16 protein-coding genes and 1 other RNA gene are annotated in these 15,910 nt (G+C 40.1%); 9 read left to right on the top strand and 8 right to left on the bottom strand.

The window, feature by feature from the left end; translation table 11 throughout:
• Nucleotides 1-135 precede the first annotated feature (135 nt).
• The 7 genes from BM386_RS05220 (at nt 136) to BM386_RS05250 (ending at nt 4,591) form a co-directional block, all read left to right on the top strand.
• On the top strand, nt 136-690 hold the full coding sequence (locus BM386_RS05220) for a hypothetical protein (RefSeq protein ID WP_091692042.1): 555 nt from the start codon (nt 136-138) through the stop codon (nt 688-690).
• Nucleotides 691-716: 26 nt separating this feature from the next.
• On the top strand, nt 717-947 hold the full coding sequence (locus BM386_RS05225) for a hypothetical protein (protein WP_091692043.1): 231 nt from the start codon (nt 717-719) through the stop codon (nt 945-947).
• 119 nt (nt 948-1,066) lie between these two features.
• Nucleotides 1,067-1,152, top strand: an RNA gene (gene ffs, locus BM386_RS05230) — signal recognition particle sRNA small type.
• Between the two features lie 188 nt (nt 1,153-1,340).
• Nucleotides 1,341-2,000 carry a fructose-6-phosphate aldolase gene (gene fsa, locus BM386_RS05235; RefSeq protein ID WP_091692044.1) on the top strand — a complete coding sequence of 220 codons (660 nt, stop codon included), beginning with the start codon at nt 1,341-1,343 and terminating at the stop codon, nt 1,998-2,000.
• Nucleotides 2,001-2,044: 44 nt separating this feature from the next.
• On the top strand, nt 2,045-2,248 hold the full coding sequence (locus tag BM386_RS05240; RefSeq protein WP_091692045.1) for a fructose-6-phosphate aldolase: 204 nt from the start codon (nt 2,045-2,047) through the stop codon (nt 2,246-2,248).
• A 2-nt stretch (nt 2,249-2,250) separates the two neighbouring features.
• Entirely contained in the window at nt 2,251-2,961 is a 711-nt protein-coding gene (locus BM386_RS05245; RefSeq protein ID WP_091692046.1) for a cell division ATP-binding protein FtsE, read from the top strand.
• 226 nt (nt 2,962-3,187) lie between these two features.
• Nucleotides 3,188-4,591, top strand: a complete 1,404-nt coding sequence (locus BM386_RS05250; RefSeq protein ID WP_091692047.1) for a S41 family peptidase — start codon at nt 3,188-3,190, stop codon at nt 4,589-4,591.
• 486 nt (nt 4,592-5,077) lie between these two features.
• On the opposite strand, the gene BM386_RS05260 is transcribed toward BM386_RS05250, so the two are convergent.
• From BM386_RS05260 to BM386_RS05290, 7 genes are all read right to left on the bottom strand, one after another.
• On the bottom strand, nt 5,078-7,846 hold the full coding sequence (locus BM386_RS05260) for a TonB-dependent receptor (RefSeq protein WP_091692049.1): 2,769 nt from the start codon (nt 7,844-7,846) through the stop codon (nt 5,078-5,080).
• Nucleotides 7,847-7,864: 18 nt separating this feature from the next.
• Nucleotides 7,865-8,956, bottom strand: coding sequence for a phytase (locus tag BM386_RS05265; protein WP_091692050.1), 1,092 nt, complete (start codon nt 8,954-8,956; stop codon nt 7,865-7,867).
• A 193-nt stretch (nt 8,957-9,149) separates the two neighbouring features.
• On the bottom strand, nt 9,150-10,793 hold the full coding sequence (locus BM386_RS05270; protein ID WP_091692051.1) for a tetratricopeptide repeat protein: 1,644 nt from the start codon (nt 10,791-10,793) through the stop codon (nt 9,150-9,152).
• A gap of 163 nt (nt 10,794-10,956) precedes the next feature.
• Nucleotides 10,957-11,661, bottom strand: a complete 705-nt coding sequence (locus BM386_RS05275; protein WP_091692052.1) for a tetratricopeptide repeat protein — start codon at nt 11,659-11,661, stop codon at nt 10,957-10,959.
• Nucleotides 11,662-11,683: 22 nt separating this feature from the next.
• A complete protein-coding gene (locus BM386_RS05280; protein ID WP_091692053.1) occupies nt 11,684-13,126 on the bottom strand; it encodes a CCA tRNA nucleotidyltransferase in 1,443 nt (480 codons plus the stop codon).
• Nucleotides 13,123-13,593 (bottom strand): hypothetical protein, encoded by a 471-nt coding sequence (locus tag BM386_RS05285; protein ID WP_091692054.1) that lies wholly within the window; start codon nt 13,591-13,593, stop codon nt 13,123-13,125. The genes BM386_RS05280 and BM386_RS05285 overlap by 4 nt, the downstream gene beginning before the upstream one ends.
• Nucleotides 13,594-13,708: 115 nt before the next feature.
• Nucleotides 13,709-14,050, bottom strand: a complete 342-nt coding sequence (locus BM386_RS05290; RefSeq protein WP_091692055.1) for a DUF6249 domain-containing protein — start codon at nt 14,048-14,050, stop codon at nt 13,709-13,711.
• A 5-nt stretch (nt 14,051-14,055) separates the two neighbouring features.
• Between BM386_RS05290 and BM386_RS05295 the strand changes: the two genes are divergently transcribed.
• Together BM386_RS05295 and BM386_RS05300 are read left to right on the top strand one after the other, a co-directional pair.
• Nucleotides 14,056-14,730, top strand: coding sequence for an RNA polymerase sigma factor (locus tag BM386_RS05295; protein WP_139235850.1), 675 nt, complete (start codon nt 14,056-14,058; stop codon nt 14,728-14,730).
• Between the two features lie 83 nt (nt 14,731-14,813).
• Nucleotides 14,814-15,221 (top strand): hypothetical protein, encoded by a 408-nt coding sequence (locus tag BM386_RS05300; RefSeq protein WP_091692057.1) that lies wholly within the window; start codon nt 14,814-14,816, stop codon nt 15,219-15,221.
• A 60-nt stretch (nt 15,222-15,281) separates the two neighbouring features.
• Here BM386_RS05300 and BM386_RS05305 read toward each other — a convergent pair whose 3' ends face one another.
• Complete coding sequence (locus BM386_RS05305; protein WP_091692058.1) at nt 15,282-15,686, bottom strand: hypothetical protein; 405 nt, start codon at nt 15,684-15,686, stop codon at nt 15,282-15,284.
• Nucleotides 15,687-15,910 lie beyond the last annotated feature (224 nt).

Below are 15,910 nucleotides of genomic sequence, written 5' to 3' on the forward strand. Positions count from 1 at the left end.
CATCCGCACATCTTTTTTATCAAAAATTTAAGCTTTGCTAATTCAAAAACTTAAACAAAGGGGGTTCACAAGGGCTAGTGTCTGAAACTATAAAAACCTTAACACGTTGACGACTAGTAAATAACGGTAACTAAAATGAAATATACCCTACTCCTCCTAACACTAGTTTTTGTGATTCCAGGAATTGCAAAGGCACAATCTTCAGCAGAATGGACTGCTCCCATGCATCAAGTAAATTTTAAAGCTGATTCAGGAGAAGAAGCTAAAATGGAAATTGACAGGGGCTATCGCTACGCTGACCTTGATTTTGAAGGACGAACATTCCATTTGTTTTTCAACCACGACGATAATCAAATTAAGAAGGCGCGAATTGTAGAACCTAAAACCAATCTGCAAATCGCCAGAGGACGGGGAAGCTATTTCTGGGGTAGTGCAAGATTTGAATTCGTAGATGGAGAAGTTTACAAAGTCAAAAAGAAAAGAGACGCAAACGGATATGAAATAATAGGCCCAAACGGAACGCTATTCAAAGTAGAAAACCATGCAATCAGTCCAGTGAAACCTTTAAATGAGAAAGATTTTTTGACTCAGGCATTTTTCGTCTTTGAAAGAATTAAAGTAACCCAGAGCAATCCATCGGATGTGATGATATATTACTCAAGCTATTATCCAATTGGACCAAATGAGTAATTTCGCACCTTTCACTCATTAGTATCATGGCAAAAGCATTTCCACAGTATTTCAAGCGAGTATTTGACGATTATCAAGTTTTGGTTCAGGTGAATCCTGAAGATTTTACAGGAATTGAATTGATAGTTCAACCTGATGGAAAAATCGAAAAAACTGACATGGAGTTTGACGAAGAGATTTTTGAGGACCTGGCTGCGGATGAATTCATCCACTGCAACGTACTGGAATTCCAAATGCACTTGGCGAAAACTCGGTAATTTCAAATTTGAGATTTCAAATTTGAAATTAATCTACCTCATTGTCAGACTCAAAACCTCAAAAGGATTGAAAATAGCGTAGTAATATTGTAAAGGATCATTTTCTCCTTACCTTTGCGCCGGCGGCACGACCAGCTCCTGCTGAATCCCCCAGGTCCGGAAGGAAGCAAGGGTAGGTGGTTGAGCGGTGCGATGCCGCTTCTTTTTTGCCCTATTTTTTCCCGGGCTTCTAGAATCAAGTTCCAAATCTTGATTAATCTTCTAACTTTGTTTCCTACAATCAAATCCATTTGAAATCATCCTTCAAATAGGCTTTTACGCTACTTCAAAATTTTAGGACGCTCGGAACAAGCCTATGAAAAGAGGTTTCAAAACCTATTAAACAATTCAAACATGAAATTCTTTATTGACACAGCCAATCTAGGTGACATTCGCGAAGCTTATGACCTAGGAGTTTTAGATGGCGTAACTACCAACCCTTCCCTGATGGCCAAAGAAGGCATCAGCGGTGATGAAAAAGTAAGAGCTCACTACAAAGCGATCTGTGATATCGTAGATGATAAAGTAAGCGCTGAAGTCATCGCCACAGACTTTGACGGAATGGTGAAAGAGGGGAAAGAGCTGGCAAAAATCGATGACAAAATCGTAGTGAAAATCCCTATGGTCAAAGATGGTCTAAAAGCACTTAAATACTTCCAGAGTGAGGGAATCCGTACCAACTGTACCTTGATTTTCTCTGCTGGACAGGCTCTTTTGGCAGCTAAAGCTGGAGCTTCCTACGTTTCTCCTTTCATCGGAAGATTAGACGATATCGCGTTTGACGGCATGGACCTGATCGCTCAAATCGTACATATTTATGGTAACTACGGCTTCGAGACCGAAGTTCTTGCAGCTTCTGTTAGACATACCATGCACTTGCTGAAATGTGCTGAAGTAGGCGCTGATGTAGTGACCTGCCCATTGAAAGTAATCACCGGTCTGTTAAACCACCCTTTAACTGATTCTGGTTTGGCAACGTTTTTGGCAGACCATGCCAAAGCAGCTGGAAAATAACTTGTAAAAGACCGGCTTTTGTCGGTCTTTTTTTAATTTCCCCTATGTATATAATAAAAGTAAAAGGCAAAGCTAAAATTCCAGACTACATACAGATCAGAGATGAAAACTTTGTATTGGTAGCCTATTTCAGAGCTGATAGGCCATTAAAAAAGATGGAGAAATTTGGGCTAGAAGGAAAGGAAGATGAATTGGAAGCGTTAATCAAAGAGCTTCCGTTTGGGAAATTGCAAAAACTAGAACTATAAGAATGGATTTCAGTACTCAGCCTGTACTTCAGGTAAATCAAGCAACGATCTTTCAAGGTATAGACCCTATCCTGACTGATGTAAACTTCTCTGTGGAGCAGCATGAATTTGTATTTCTGATCGGCAGAACCGGCAGTGGAAAAAGCTCCCTGCTTAAAACACTTTATGCCGATTTGGAGTTGAAAAGCGGTAGTGCTGAGGTAGCTGGGTTCAACCTTGAAAAAATAAAGACCAAGGAAATACCTTTCTTGAGAAGGAAAATCGGGATTATTTTCCAAGATTTCCAACTCTTCAATGACCGCTCGGTAGCAGAGAATCTAGCTTTCGTGATGAGAGCTACGGGCTGGAAAGACAAATCAAAGATAAATGCCCGAATGGCTGAAGTGCTACTTTTGGTAGGATTGAACAATGCTTCCAGCAAAATGCCTCATCAGCTATCGGGTGGAGAGCAACAGCGTGTCGTGATAGCAAGAGCTTTGCTCAATGAACCGTCAATTCTACTTGCTGATGAACCAACTGGAAATCTTGATCCTGATGTAGCAGATGGGATCTTTAAGCTTTTCCAGGAAATAAATAAAAAGGGAACTGCTATATTGATGGCAACCCATAATTATGATTTACTTCGTAAGTACCCATATCGAGTATTGAAATGTGAGAAAGGAGAACTTCAAGATAGTAAGACACACGACGTTTCGTACGGTTCTTCTTATTGATAATTATGTATATCCGCTTTTTTGCCAGTAAAGAGACTAAAGCATTATAGGATTTGGTCAACACTAGCATTGAGGCTACTTCGGTCATCCGTCATCGGTCTTCAAGCCAAAAAACCAAGGAAAATATGGCTACTGGCATCATTGCGGATAATCATATTAATAATAATAATACCTGATCAACCAGAAAAGGAATTCAGTCGTTTGTAAAAAGCAAAACTTCCCAAATATGAAATCTACCCTAATTACCAGAGCTCTCTTTGCTGTGATCCTGAGCGGATTACTTTGGAGCTGCGATAAAGATGAAGATCAAGATCCCATCATCGAAGAGCCTACGGAACCTACGCTAGAAGAGGACATCAATAATTGGATCTTCGCTGTAATGAACGAAGTCTATTACTGGAGGGAGAATATGCGAACTCCAATTGCTAAAACTTCTGATCCAACAGCCTATTTCAACTCCTTATTAAATATTCCTACTGATCGGTTTTCAGTCATTTACCCTGATTATCAGGAGCTGATCAATTCACTTCAAGGCATTTCCCTTGATCCAGGTTACGAAGCAAAATGGTATGGAGTAGCTGACTCAGACGACGTTTATGGAGAAGTTATCTACACTAAGGAAAATAGCCCTTCTTCTTCCCTTGACCTGAAAAGAGGCGATCTGATCATTTCAATCAATGGAACACGATTATCCAGAAGTAATTTCAGTGAACTGCGAGGACAGACAGGAATAACCCATACTATCTCTACACTCAGATTCAATGAAGAGACTTCAGCTTATGAACCTAAGGAAGATCTCTCCATCACTCCGGTACAATTCTCAGAAGATCCCAATTTCCTAGATAGCGTTTATACCATAGGTGATCAGAAAATCGGCTATGTAGTGTATAATTTCTTTGCTCCTGGCACGACTGATGATAACACAAAGTATGACCAAGAAATGGACGCTGTTTTCGAAAAGATGAAAGCTGAAAATATCAATAATTTGGTCTTGGATTTACGCTATAATGGCGGAGGATTTGTATCCTCTGCAGTTAATTTAGCCAGCTTGATTGGACCAGGTGTGTCGAGCTCAGACATTTTCTCCAAGACGAAATACAATTCATTTCTCATGGAAAATGTAGAAGGATTAAGGAACGACAACAGAAATTTCTTAAACAAGCCACAAAACCTAGGAAACATTCTTACAGGCAATCGTTTATACGTTCTGACTAGTAGCGGAACGGCGTCCGCCTCTGAATTAATCATCAATGGGCTAAAGCCTTACATGGATGTTTTCTTAATTGGAGATGTCACCTATGGTAAGAATGTAGGATCTATTGCGATTGAAGATGAGGAGAATCCAAAAAATGCTTATGGACTATTACCTATAATTTCACAAAGCTTCAACAGTCTCGACCAATCAGATTACACAACTGGTTTTGTGCCAAACGTAGCTATCAACGAAAATACGGAGCGATTACAAACCCTTGGAGACGTGAATGAGATTATGCTTAGAACAGCCATCGAACAAATCACAGGAACACCTTCTTCGGCCAGAGTAACTAAGCTAGACAGAATAGAACTAGCAAACAGCTTAGACGGTAAAATCCGAATGGGTCAAATGATCGAATCACCACTTAAGGACTAATTAAATAACATTGGATTATTTGGAAATTTTAGAACCAAGATTTCCTTTGTAAACCTTTATTGACAAACAGATTTGCTTAAAAAAGAGGCTAGCCAAAAGGACTAGCCTCTTTTTTTTTCTCATTATCAAATTGTTAAGTTTCTTTTTTTCAAACACTTCTTGCAGAAATGCCATTACATTTGAAATCCAAATTTGAATAACATGGAACTAGTAGCAAGTTTTTTACTCATATTATCCATTTACTTTCTGGGATGCCTAGCCCTGGTTCAAGAAGTAGTGCGGCCTAACAGACAATTAATCATAGAAGGTGAAACCAAAAAAAAACAATGGACAACGAACTATCCGAAAATCCTTTCGCTTAGCTTCGCCATTTCTTTACTGACCACACTCATAGCTTATTATTTATTTCTCAGCTGAAGTAAATGACTTCAAAAAAAAAGGTCGCCAGATTACTATCCGGCGACCTTTTTTGTTTTTGATATCTTTCTATTCAAACAAGTCGAACTTCAGACCGAAGTTAAGACGAGCATTGTAGTACTCCATCTGCATCGTACGGGAACTTATTCCCTGATAATACCTTAGAGGCTGATTTGTCAGGTTGTTTCCTTCGAAAAACACCCTCCATTTAGGATTGATAGCATAGGAAGCATTCACATCCAAGAAGGTCTGCTTATCATAGTAACGATCTTCAAATGCATCTCCGCCTAGCTCATCCAGGTAATCAGAAGCATAATTTAATGACACCCGAACCACCAAACGCTCATTTTCATAGGAGAGGGATGCGTTGAACATATTGTCCGCCGTGCCAGGCAATTCTATATCTTCTCCATCTCTGCCTTCGATTCCTGTGGTACTGGACTTGGTGAAGGTGTAATTCATGTAAATCCCAAAACCTTTCCACAATTGACGCTGTATAGAAGCTTCTAAACCATAAATATTGGCAGTTCCTCCGTTTTCTGGTCTGGAGTACTGAAGATCCTCACCGAAAACTGGGTCATTGTAACTTTGGGAAGTGATCGTATAGACAAAATCATCCAGATTCTTATAAAATCCTCCAAAGGAAAACAAGCCTATATTATCGAAGTATTGCTCACCCATTACATCAAAATTCATTGCTGTAGTAGCCTTCAGGTTAGGATTACCACGTGAAAGCTCCTGATCTTCAGGGCTGAACTCCGCATAGGGAACCAAATCAAAATAATTAGGTCTAGCGATGGTATTAGTCCATGCAAATCTCAAAATACTGTTTGGTGTGAAATCGTATTTCAAGTGGACACCCGGCATCAAATTAGAGTACTGCTGCGTTCCTTCAGCAGATGATACTTCTTCGTTATCTATATCAAAAACATTTCCATTATAATCAATAGCGGTATGTTCAAACCTTAGACCCGCTATCGCAGAAAATTTCTCCGTAAACTGATGATCTGCCATCAGGTAAGCAGCCGTAATTGTTTCTGTTGCATCATAATTACCAGGAATATATTCTTCCAATAGGTCAGACTCCTCAAATTGGTTAGCATCTTTCAAATTTATACTTCCAAGGAATTCAGGAGTGGCAAAAGAACCTACCTGATATTGAGAGCCTGCAAGAAAATCAGGGTTGCTATAGTCTCTGGTAGGCACATCTCCCAGCGTTGCACCAAAAGCATCTTCGTCCAGGGGCTCATACTCAAAGTAGTTATTGTCACGCTCTTTTACTTTGCCTCTATACCTTCCTCCAAACTGCAATATACCCTTTGGACTATAGGGAAGCTTGAAGTCCAGCTTGGCATTCATATCTTGGTCAAAGGTAAATCCGCGCTCTTCACTCATTGAATTAAACTCCATATTCAGATTATCAGCAGGATTTTGAAGGTATGCAAAAGGCTTGCGGGAATTGGAAAGGTCCACTTCTACTGCTTGACCGGAAGACCTATAGGCAATGTATCGCTCATAAGGTCTGGTTTCAGAAGCCCTCGCGTAGGTCACATTCCAGTCCATTTTCAGTTTATTGAAAAGATGGTCCCCGCCGAGAGTCACGTTGTAAACCCTCTGATCTTCTAGACGAGCATTGTCATTTCGCTTATCATCCGACCCTCCTTTAGTTTGATATTCTACTCTTCCGGTACCATTGAATTTTCCAGAACTTATCTCTGTAAAATCACCTTCGTCAAACATGTCATCAAGTTCGCTTACCTGCATTGCAAATCTGTTTTCCCAATCGTCACGATGATTGTACATCCCCGATAGAAATAAGGTGTGACTGTCGTTCAGCTGGTAATCAAATGCAGCGCTTGCGGACCTTCTCACCCGCTGCACCTGATATTCCCGAATTTCAAAATCTTCCAGGGCAACTCCATTTTCAGATTCATACCAAGTTGCTTCCACATTGTCCGAACCGAAGTTGTGATTGTTGTAAGATCCGGAAAAAATAGCCCCGAGTTTATCATTAAAGAAACGCTTCCCGATGATCAACCCACCTGTCCAAATTGGTTTATTAGACAGCAAATTGATACCTGAAGCAGCAGTTCCTGAGACCCGCAACGCATTGGGAGCTTGGCGAGTAACCAAATTGACTGAGCCTCCGATGGCATCTGCATCCATACTTGGAAGTACAGCTTTGTTCACTTCAATAGTCTGGATCATGTCTGATGGAATCAAATCCATCTGTACATTTCTGTTATCTCCTTCTGCAGAAGGAAGTCTTTCCCCATTCAAAGTCACAGAATTTAGCTGAGGCGCAAGTCCGCGTATAATGATATTTCTAGCTTCACCCTGATCATTTTGCATGGTGATACCGGGAATTCTTTTCAGCGCATCCCCAATATTTGCATCCGGAAAACGGCCGATTTGATCAGAGGAAACCACATTGGTGATATTTGCATTGTTCTTTTGTTGGTTAAGTGCTTTAGCCTGACCTTTCAGCCGATCACCCATCACTACAAATTCCAAGCTTTCGATGGTGGTCTCATCCAGTTTGAAATTCAGAATGGTAGTCTGGCCATTTTCTACTTCAGTATCATGGATCAAAGAACCATAACCCAAGTAAGACACTTCTACTTCATAAGATCCTGCTGGAAGGTCAACAATGGAGAAATCTCCAGTTTGATTGGTGATAGTACCAATTGTGGTCCCCTTCAAAATAACATTTGCACCTGGCATGGATAGGTTCTGTGCATCGATAACCCTACCTCTTAAAACACCCTGCGCTAGCATCTGATGACTCAGGCAAAAAGCCGCGATCAAGGTAATTGCTCTTAGTAATTGATTTTTCATAACTATGAGGTTGAAAGATTAATTTTTTGATTTTAAAATGTCACCAGCCATGTCTTCCCAGCGATAGATCTGGAAGGTTTTGTCATCTGACATGGCTACAAAAAGTCCGTGAGGAAAATCAGGACCCAAAGCCAAACTGATGGATTCGGACCCGTCACTGGAAATTGTACTTGCGGCGATTTTGGTGATTAAGCTATGCTCATGTGGATTGGAAGCAGAACCTTCCCTTGGGAAAACATGGAAAAGATTTGAACCTTGGTCCGATACTAAAATGTATCCAGTGGTATCATCCAGCTTATAAATGGAGATTCCCTCGTGATCATCAGAAAATCCCTCTTGGGCAAAAAATGCCAATTCTTCATTTCCTTTCTCAGGATCAGCGTAGTACTTTTTCACTCCAACTCCTTCGTCGGAATAATAGATATATCCTAATTCAGCATCTACGGCTATTGCTTCTATTTCTTTCTTACCAGAGTAAGAGCCAAACTTCCGGACTAGATTCAGATTGATTTCACCATTTTGACCAAGGATCTCATATTGCCATAAGTAAGTCCCATCAGTCGGTCCATTTTTTCTTCCGGCGATTACATAATTCTTACCGGTGGTTTTGTCTTGAAAAAGAGCAACTCCCATCAGATCTCTGTAATCAGGACTGGTTTCGCCTTCATACACTTCAATTCCTCCAACATTTATCTCCTTCATATCCGGAAGGCTGAAAAACCTCAATTTGGATGTCATTCGCTCTCCGGTAACTGCAAAGTCCACGGTGCGATCCTCTAGATCTAATCCGTATCCCACATCCACATTATTGGGACGCTGGATATCCCGTACTATCAGTGAATCGATTGCTTTGCCTTTCAGGTCAAATACATAAAGAGCGCCCTCGGCATCCTTATCAGTACCGATGATCAGGCTTTTGCTTGGATCTGAAGGATTCACCCAAATTGCTGGATCATCAGTATCATGAATCACCGAGTCTGTCACGTAGATTGGCTTCACTAAGCTTTGTTCTACTGCTACTACTTCCTCTTGTTGTTGAACTGGCTTACTACAGGAACTTACGAGAATCCCCAGTGCTGCTAGCCCATAAATTAGTCTGTTTGTTGACATAAGATTTTGAATGGTTATGATGCTACAATGTTAGCTCCGATGGTGGCGTTGGACTAGAATACACCGTTATCAATTGGGCAACAATAGAGAAAGTGACCGTTAACAGAACCTAAACAGAATTTGAAAAAACTATCCTAATCATTTGAAAAACAAACAATTACATCATGTTAAAAACAGATTAACAAATTGTAAATCATATACAAAGAAGAAATTGCTGTAAACTATCGTCCTTTTTTAGGTTCAATTTTTTACGAAGCCGATATCGGGAAATCCGAAGGCTATCCATGGATATCCCCAGAGAAGAAGCGATCTCTTTCGAGTTCAAATTCAGACGCATCAAGCTCGCAAGTTTCATTTCTGCCGGAGTTAGCCCACCGGATCTTGCCTGTATGTTTTTGAAAAAATCCTGATGCACTTTTTCGAAAGTATGCTTGAAGTCATCCCAGTCTGTATCGTGTGAAAAATTAAAATCAATCTGCTTGATCAGGTTTCGGATTCTTTTCTTTTGCTCTTTCGGATCTTCTTCCAATATGCTCTTCAGTTTAGTCTGAATATCTTCAAGCATCTGATTTTTGTCTATGACATGCAAAGTCTGCGCAGTAAGAGATCTTGAATGTGCTTTATCTTCTGCTTGCATCTTCAATTCCAGCAGCTTTAGGTTCTCTTTCTCTGTATTGATCAATTGCTCCTTCACCTCCAATATCTCATCCTGTCGCTGCAGTAATTCCCTATTACTTCTGATTTTAAGCTTTTGTCGATTGAATATCACCCAACTCAACACACATAACAGGCTGACTAGAAATAGTAACAACCATTTGACTTTTGCATCAAAAATCCGTGTTTGCTCCAGCTCCTTGATCTGCTGATTTTTGGTGAAGAGATTATATTGCGCTTCCTGAATGGCCAGCTGCCGCGTGGACTCCTCGGTAAAGACCAAGTCACTCAGTTGTCGGCTTTGCTCAAGGTATTCGAAGGCGTTTTCATAGTCCCCCATCTCTGCATAAGCCTTTGAAATATCTACCACTGCCGACTTTTGTAAATTAAGCACTCCTAGTCGTTGGCTCATTTCAGCAGCCTTTTGGGAAAACTCCAGGCTTTTTTCAGCATCTCCGGTTTTGCGAAGCACATCCCCAAGATTATTCAGGTTTCCAATCAAGCGCAGGCTATCCCCCAATTCAGAATTCAATAAAAATGCTTTTTGAAAATTGGAATAAGCCGAATCATACTTCTCCAAGTCTTCGTAAATGCTGCCAATATTCTCCCGGACAAAAGCAATCTCGGATTTCATCCCCAATGATTCAAACAGTGAAAGTGATTCTGTCTGATACTCCAATGCTTTTGGGTAAGAACCCATTTTTTCAAACATCCCACCGATGTAACTTTTCGTCTCTGCCTCTCCGGCTTCATCCTGGATTTGATTATAGATTTTCAATGCCTGCTCATGTCGCTGAAGTGCATTTTCGGAATTCTTTATTCTGTAGTAAACTTCCCCCAACACATTATTTACCTGAGCCAAACGCTTCATTTGCAGATCCCTCTCAAAAATGTACTCCGCTTCATACAATGCTTCTGTAGCTTCCTGAAACATCCCGAATTGAAAAAGTATTTTGCCCCGCAACAGCTGGATTCGGGCTGTCAAAGAATCCATTTTACTGGATCGGCTTTTCTCCAGCAATTCAGAAGCAACTGCAAAAGCGGATTCTGGTGCACTTTTGGAAACTATCCATGCTGAATCCAATTGTTGAGTAAGTGATTTTAGGCTTTGTGCCAAAGAAATAGCTGAGCAAAAACAAGATAAAACTACAGCCAAAAAGCAAATTCGTTTGAGACTTTCCATAACCCATAAAGATCTGTGAATTAAGTCTCCAAGCTGTTAAGAAAAAGTTTCCTTTCAATTACCTTTTACTAACTATCCCAGTGGCATTTCTTAGTCACTCAGATAAAATTTTCCATAAAAAAACCGGCATCGCTGCCGGTTTAGAGTTCATTACGCAAATTGATCAATTTGTTTTGGCAAGGTTCTCTTTGGCAAAATCAAATGCAGGCTCTAGGGAAATAGCTTCCTCAAATGCCGTCTTTGCTTCAGTTTTAGAGCCTTGATCCAAGTAGATCATTCCTTTCAGATTCAAAGCGGCTGCTTTCATACTGATTTCCTGCGTTTCTGTTTGAGATTTAGGAAATCCGACTTTATCCTCTGGCTTGGCATTTTTAATCAACATATTCATGGAATTCAAAGCCTCAGGATATTTTTTCAAGCTGTATTGAATATACCCGGTTTTGTAAAGGCTGAAATTATCACCGCTCAGCAAATACAGACTTTCGAAGTAAGGAAGCGATCGTTCCAAAGCGCCAACTTGCTCTAAAGAATAGGCAGCAATCTCTAGAGAAGGAATGCTTTTATCATTGACTTTCAGCACATCCATGGAGACAAGAGCTGCTGACATGGATTGTCCTGATTCGTAATAAAGGGAGCCCAACATCTCTATGTATCGGATATCCTCAGGATTTCTGACAATCAAATCGTAAAGAGAGCTCTTCGCAGACGCCATGTCGTTGTAACGCAAGGCAAGTTGGTAAGCGGCCTGATCAGCTGCATTCAGGGTTTTCTTGAGTTTTGGGTCAAGTCTGGCAACAGAATCGGCTGTTTGGGCAATAGTAGTGCTGGCACAAAAGGCCATAAGCAGCATGAGAAATACGTGCTTCATTTTAGATAGAATTTGATTTAGTTTACGAATTTGGGCGATCTAACACTGGGGACAATCCTTTGGATTTGGCAATCTCCAGCATCAATTCACGAGCCTGTTCAGGATTATTGTGAATTTTGCCCTCCAATATAGCTTCTTTAATTTCTTCTTTAATATCTCCAACGATTTTTGAAGGCTCCAATCCGAAAATCCCCATGATTTCCTCTCCGGAAATAGGCGGTTGGAAATTTCTAACCTGATCTTTCTCCTCCACTTCGATGAGCTTTTGAGCTACTTTATCGAAATTCTCCAGATACCGTTTTACTTTCTTGTTATTCTTGGAAGTAACGTCTGCCCTGCAAAGTTTCATCAGATCATCGATATCATCCCCAGCTTCGAAAAGCAATCTTCTCAAGGCTGAATCAGTGACCTCATCCTTCACCAAAGCAATAGGCCGAAGGTGAAGTTTCACCAGTTTCTGCACATATTTCATCCGATCGTCCATAGGAAGCTTCAGTCTTCTGAAGATCGCAGGAGTCATGCGCGCACCTTTATCCTCATGACCATGAAAGGTCCAGCCAACTTTTTTATTGAAGCGCTTGGTGGCAGGCTTGGCGATATCATGTAAAATTGCCGCCCAACGCAGCCAAAGATCATCACTTGTCTGACAAACATTGTCCAGTACTTGAAGCGTATGGTAGAAATTATCCTTGTGGGACTTGTCATCTACCGAATCTACGCCTTGCAGATCCACCATTTCCGGGAAAAACTCATGGAGTAATTTTCCGGCAAATAGTAATTTAAATCCGTAGGAAGGTTTTTGGACTTCGATTATCTTATTCAGTTCTACGATAATGCGCTCGCCCGAAATGATCTTCAGTCGATGGGCATTTTCACTCAAGGCATAAAATGTATCTCCATCGATATCAAAATCCAGCTGAGCAGCAAAGCGAACCGCACGAAGCATGCGCAACGGATCATCCGAAAAGGTAACATTGGGTTCGAGCGGGGTGCGAATCAATTTCTTTTTGATGTCAGACAAGCCATCAAATGGATCCAGCAGATCACCATAATTGCCTGCGTTTAATGAAATCGCCATCGCATTGATCGTGAAGTCCCTTCGCTCCAGATCTTCCTGCAGCGTGCCAGTTTCTACAATTGGATTTCTTGAATCAGCTCTATAAGATTCTTTTCTAGCTCCGACAAATTCCAATTCCCAATCGTCGAGTTTCAGCATCGCTGTACCGAAATTCTTGAAAACCGAAAGCGGCACATGCTCCTCGTATTGCTTAGCCACTTCCTTGGCCAATTCTATCCCGCTACCTACACAGGTAAAGTCTATGTCTTTTTGCCCGCTTTTCTCTCTTTTCAAAATCAAGTCTCTCACATAGCCGCCCACCACGTAGGTTTCTAACCCCAAATCGGCAGCTGCTTTTGCTACTTTTCCAAAGACTTCGAATTCGTCAAGGTGTGATTTGAAATTCATCCTTTGATAATTTTGACATCCCCGTCTGGTCCCAGATACATTTCTTTCGTGCTGGGACTCAAAAGTGGAAATAATAATGGAGTTTGGAGCGCTGTATCTTCTTTTGAATCCAACTTCACTAGAACTGGCTGAGAGATTTGAAACAGTAATTTGTTCCAGTTTGGCTCCAGAATGAGACTAAACTTCAGCACGCCGTCTATGATCGGGCCATTTTTAAGAATACGATTTGCCGGACTATGATATACTGTCGGCTTGTTAGCATATTCTACAATGTCCAGAGAAACCTCCGAAAAGGGCTCGCAAATCGTACGGATCTGGAATAAATCAAAAAGTAAAAAAGTCCAGTCTTCACCCATTTCGGCCTTCCAAAGTTCTGGCTTCATGAATGTGATTACCTTTCCATTTCCTTCTTTCAGATGAAGAATACCTTTTTCCCTAAAAGCTGATAGTAATTGTGCGTGATCCAAAGCGGTTTATTTTTTCACAAAAATAATCAGAATTTTGAGAGCAAGCCATTTTGGGATAAAAGCAAAAAAACCTTCCTCGTAGAAGGAAGGTTTTGGGAAAGCTCCAGAGTATTTATTATTTATCCTCCTTTTCCAGTTTTCTATTCATGAAAAAGCTAGCCATCAGGCCTATTCCTCCAAAAATAAAGATACATGAAGTATAGGCTACACTTTCTTCCATGCCTCCTGAATAGAACATCGTACCCACTAACACTCCTACGCCTATCCCAATTGCCAAAAGGGCAATATTCAGGATAAATTGTCCAAAGCTGTACTTCTTGCCGGAGTTGAAGAGCTTTGCGTCAGCACCGTTTTCAATGAGTGCTAACCTTTCTTTATTCCGGGTAGTCAAGAAAATATAAATGACTCCGAAAATAGATGAGAAAATAATCAATGTAACTAAGATGGTTTCTGCCATGACCTGTGTGTTTTTTCTTCTTGGATGTAGAGAAGCGTAGAAAAGGTTACAAGACTTATGAAAAAACTGTAACTTTTTTTCAGGGAATTACATCCCATGTGAAAATGCGATTCCAGGAAGACCAATTTTATATAGAACGTACGTTACGGGGGAATATGAATGCTTATGGACAATTGATCCAAAAGCACGAGAAATATGTATTTACACTTGCGATGCGTATTCTTAAAAACAGAGAGGAAGCTGAAGAAGCTGCTCAGGATGCTTTTATGAAAGCGTATCACTCTTTAAAAACATTTGAAGGAAAATCAAAATTCACAACCTGGCTCTATACCATCGTATATAACGAGGCGTTAGGAAGATTGAGAAAGTCAAAAAACTATACAGTACAACTGGATGAAGCAGAGGATTTGGCAACTAGTCCTTCAGAATATTTAGACGGATTGAAAACACTTCAATTAGCTGATAGAAAAGAACTTATACAACGAGGATTAGACACCATAAAACCAGCAGAGTCAGCAGCGTTAACGTTGTTTTATTTAGAAGAACAGAGTATTAAAGAGATTGAAGATATAATGGGACTTACAAGCTCCCACGTCAAAATCCTGTTGCATAGAGGCAGAAAAAGCCTTTTGGAATCCCTTCAAAAGATCACAAATACTGAATTAATTCATTTGCTATAATCCCATAACAACCGAAGTAAGGGTAAAAAACAAAGTAAAATCAGCCACACGCAAGTATGCTTAGTATAAATAAAAAAGAACAGATGGAAAAGCGAGAAAAAGAAGAAGAATATATCCGAAAGTTTATAACCGAACTAGGCACAGAGTCTCCCTCCAAAGGCTTTCATAAATCCGTACTTTCTAAACTAAATCCTGGTACTTCCAGGTCAATTTACAGACCAGTGATTTCTCCTTTTATGTGGAAACTCATAGGAGGAGCTATAGCTACGCTAGTTATTTCTGTTCTATTATTTGTACCGAATGACAATCAGAATCCATTAATTAACCAGATTCCGGAATTTTCACTTCCGGAAGTTGCTGTTTCTCTCCCAAAAATAGCATTGCCAGTGATTGACATTTCTCCAATTGTACTTCAGTCATTGGTGGTATTTACCCTTATGGCATTTCTAATGGTCGTCACCAAAATTCGGAAATGGCGGATTTTGGGCTAAGTTCTAAGCATAAAAAAAGACAGCTCAAGGGCTGTCTTTTTTTATGCGTTAAATAAGGAATTATCCTCTCAACCAGTTGATGAAAGTCTGATAGCCTACACCAATTTCTCTTGCAAATGCTGCTTTAGTTTTCTTACCCGCAGCCTCTACTTTCTTCCACTCTTCTACGATTTTACTTTTTTCAGCATCGGAGAAAGTTCTTCTTTTAGAAGTCTTAGTAGCAGTGCTATTACCTGTTACTAGGGAAATCAGCTCGTTTAATTCGTTTAAGAATCTACCGTCATTCAAGTGAAGACCTGCAGCTTCCAATTTCTTAATTACTTGATCTTTTGGATTGACAGGGGTAACTGCTATTCCCTTAGAAGCTGCTTCATGTAAATCAATTTTACTTCCATCAGCTGTTACATAAATAAAACCATCACCTTTTTTCAGGTCAGCAATAGCTTCTTTGATTAGATCTCTCATATTTTTATTCGTTGATAATTAATTATTACAAACTAAGCGCAATATATATAATTATCATATCTGAAATAATTTCATTGAAAAATAAATTGCTTTTTTAACAAAAAATACGATACACCTACGACTCTATAATTGTGTGTGTAATTAGATATCCATTGCTTCACAGGGGTATTCGAGTTAAAATTTCGAACAATTGCATTATACTATAGTTTTTTAAACCCACTATT

The organism is Algoriphagus locisalis (assembly GCF_900116615.1).
Lineage (GTDB): Bacteria > Bacteroidota > Bacteroidia > Cytophagales > Cyclobacteriaceae > Algoriphagus > Algoriphagus locisalis.

Coding starts and splice junctions, on each gene's coding strand:
- BM386_RS05220 (WP_091692042.1), top strand. CDS start 136: ATGAAATATACCCTACTCCTCCTAACACTAGTTTTTGTGATTCCAGGA.
- BM386_RS05225 (WP_091692043.1), top strand. CDS start 717: ATGGCAAAAGCATTTCCACAGTATTTCAAGCGAGTATTTGACGATTAT.
- fsa (WP_091692044.1), top strand. CDS start 1,341: ATGAAATTCTTTATTGACACAGCCAATCTAGGTGACATTCGCGAAGCT.
- BM386_RS05240 (WP_091692045.1), top strand. CDS start 2,045: ATGTATATAATAAAAGTAAAAGGCAAAGCTAAAATTCCAGACTACATA.
- BM386_RS05245 (WP_091692046.1), top strand. CDS start 2,251: ATGGATTTCAGTACTCAGCCTGTACTTCAGGTAAATCAAGCAACGATC.
- BM386_RS05250 (WP_091692047.1), top strand. CDS start 3,188: ATGAAATCTACCCTAATTACCAGAGCTCTCTTTGCTGTGATCCTGAGC.
- BM386_RS05260 (WP_091692049.1), bottom strand. CDS start 7,846: ATGAAAAATCAATTACTAAGAGCAATTACCTTGATCGCGGCTTTTTGC.
- BM386_RS05265 (WP_091692050.1), bottom strand. CDS start 8,956: ATGTCAACAAACAGACTAATTTATGGGCTAGCAGCACTGGGGATTCTC.
- BM386_RS05270 (WP_091692051.1), bottom strand. CDS start 10,793: ATGGAAAGTCTCAAACGAATTTGCTTTTTGGCTGTAGTTTTATCTTGT.
- BM386_RS05275 (WP_091692052.1), bottom strand. CDS start 11,661: ATGAAGCACGTATTTCTCATGCTGCTTATGGCCTTTTGTGCCAGCACT.
- BM386_RS05280 (WP_091692053.1), bottom strand. CDS start 13,126: ATGAATTTCAAATCACACCTTGACGAATTCGAAGTCTTTGGAAAAGTA.
- BM386_RS05290 (WP_091692055.1), bottom strand. CDS start 14,050: ATGGCAGAAACCATCTTAGTTACATTGATTATTTTCTCATCTATTTTC.
- BM386_RS05300 (WP_091692057.1), top strand. CDS start 14,814: ATGGAAAAGCGAGAAAAAGAAGAAGAATATATCCGAAAGTTTATAACC.
- BM386_RS05305 (WP_091692058.1), bottom strand. CDS start 15,686: ATGAGAGATCTAATCAAAGAAGCTATTGCTGACCTGAAAAAAGGTGAT.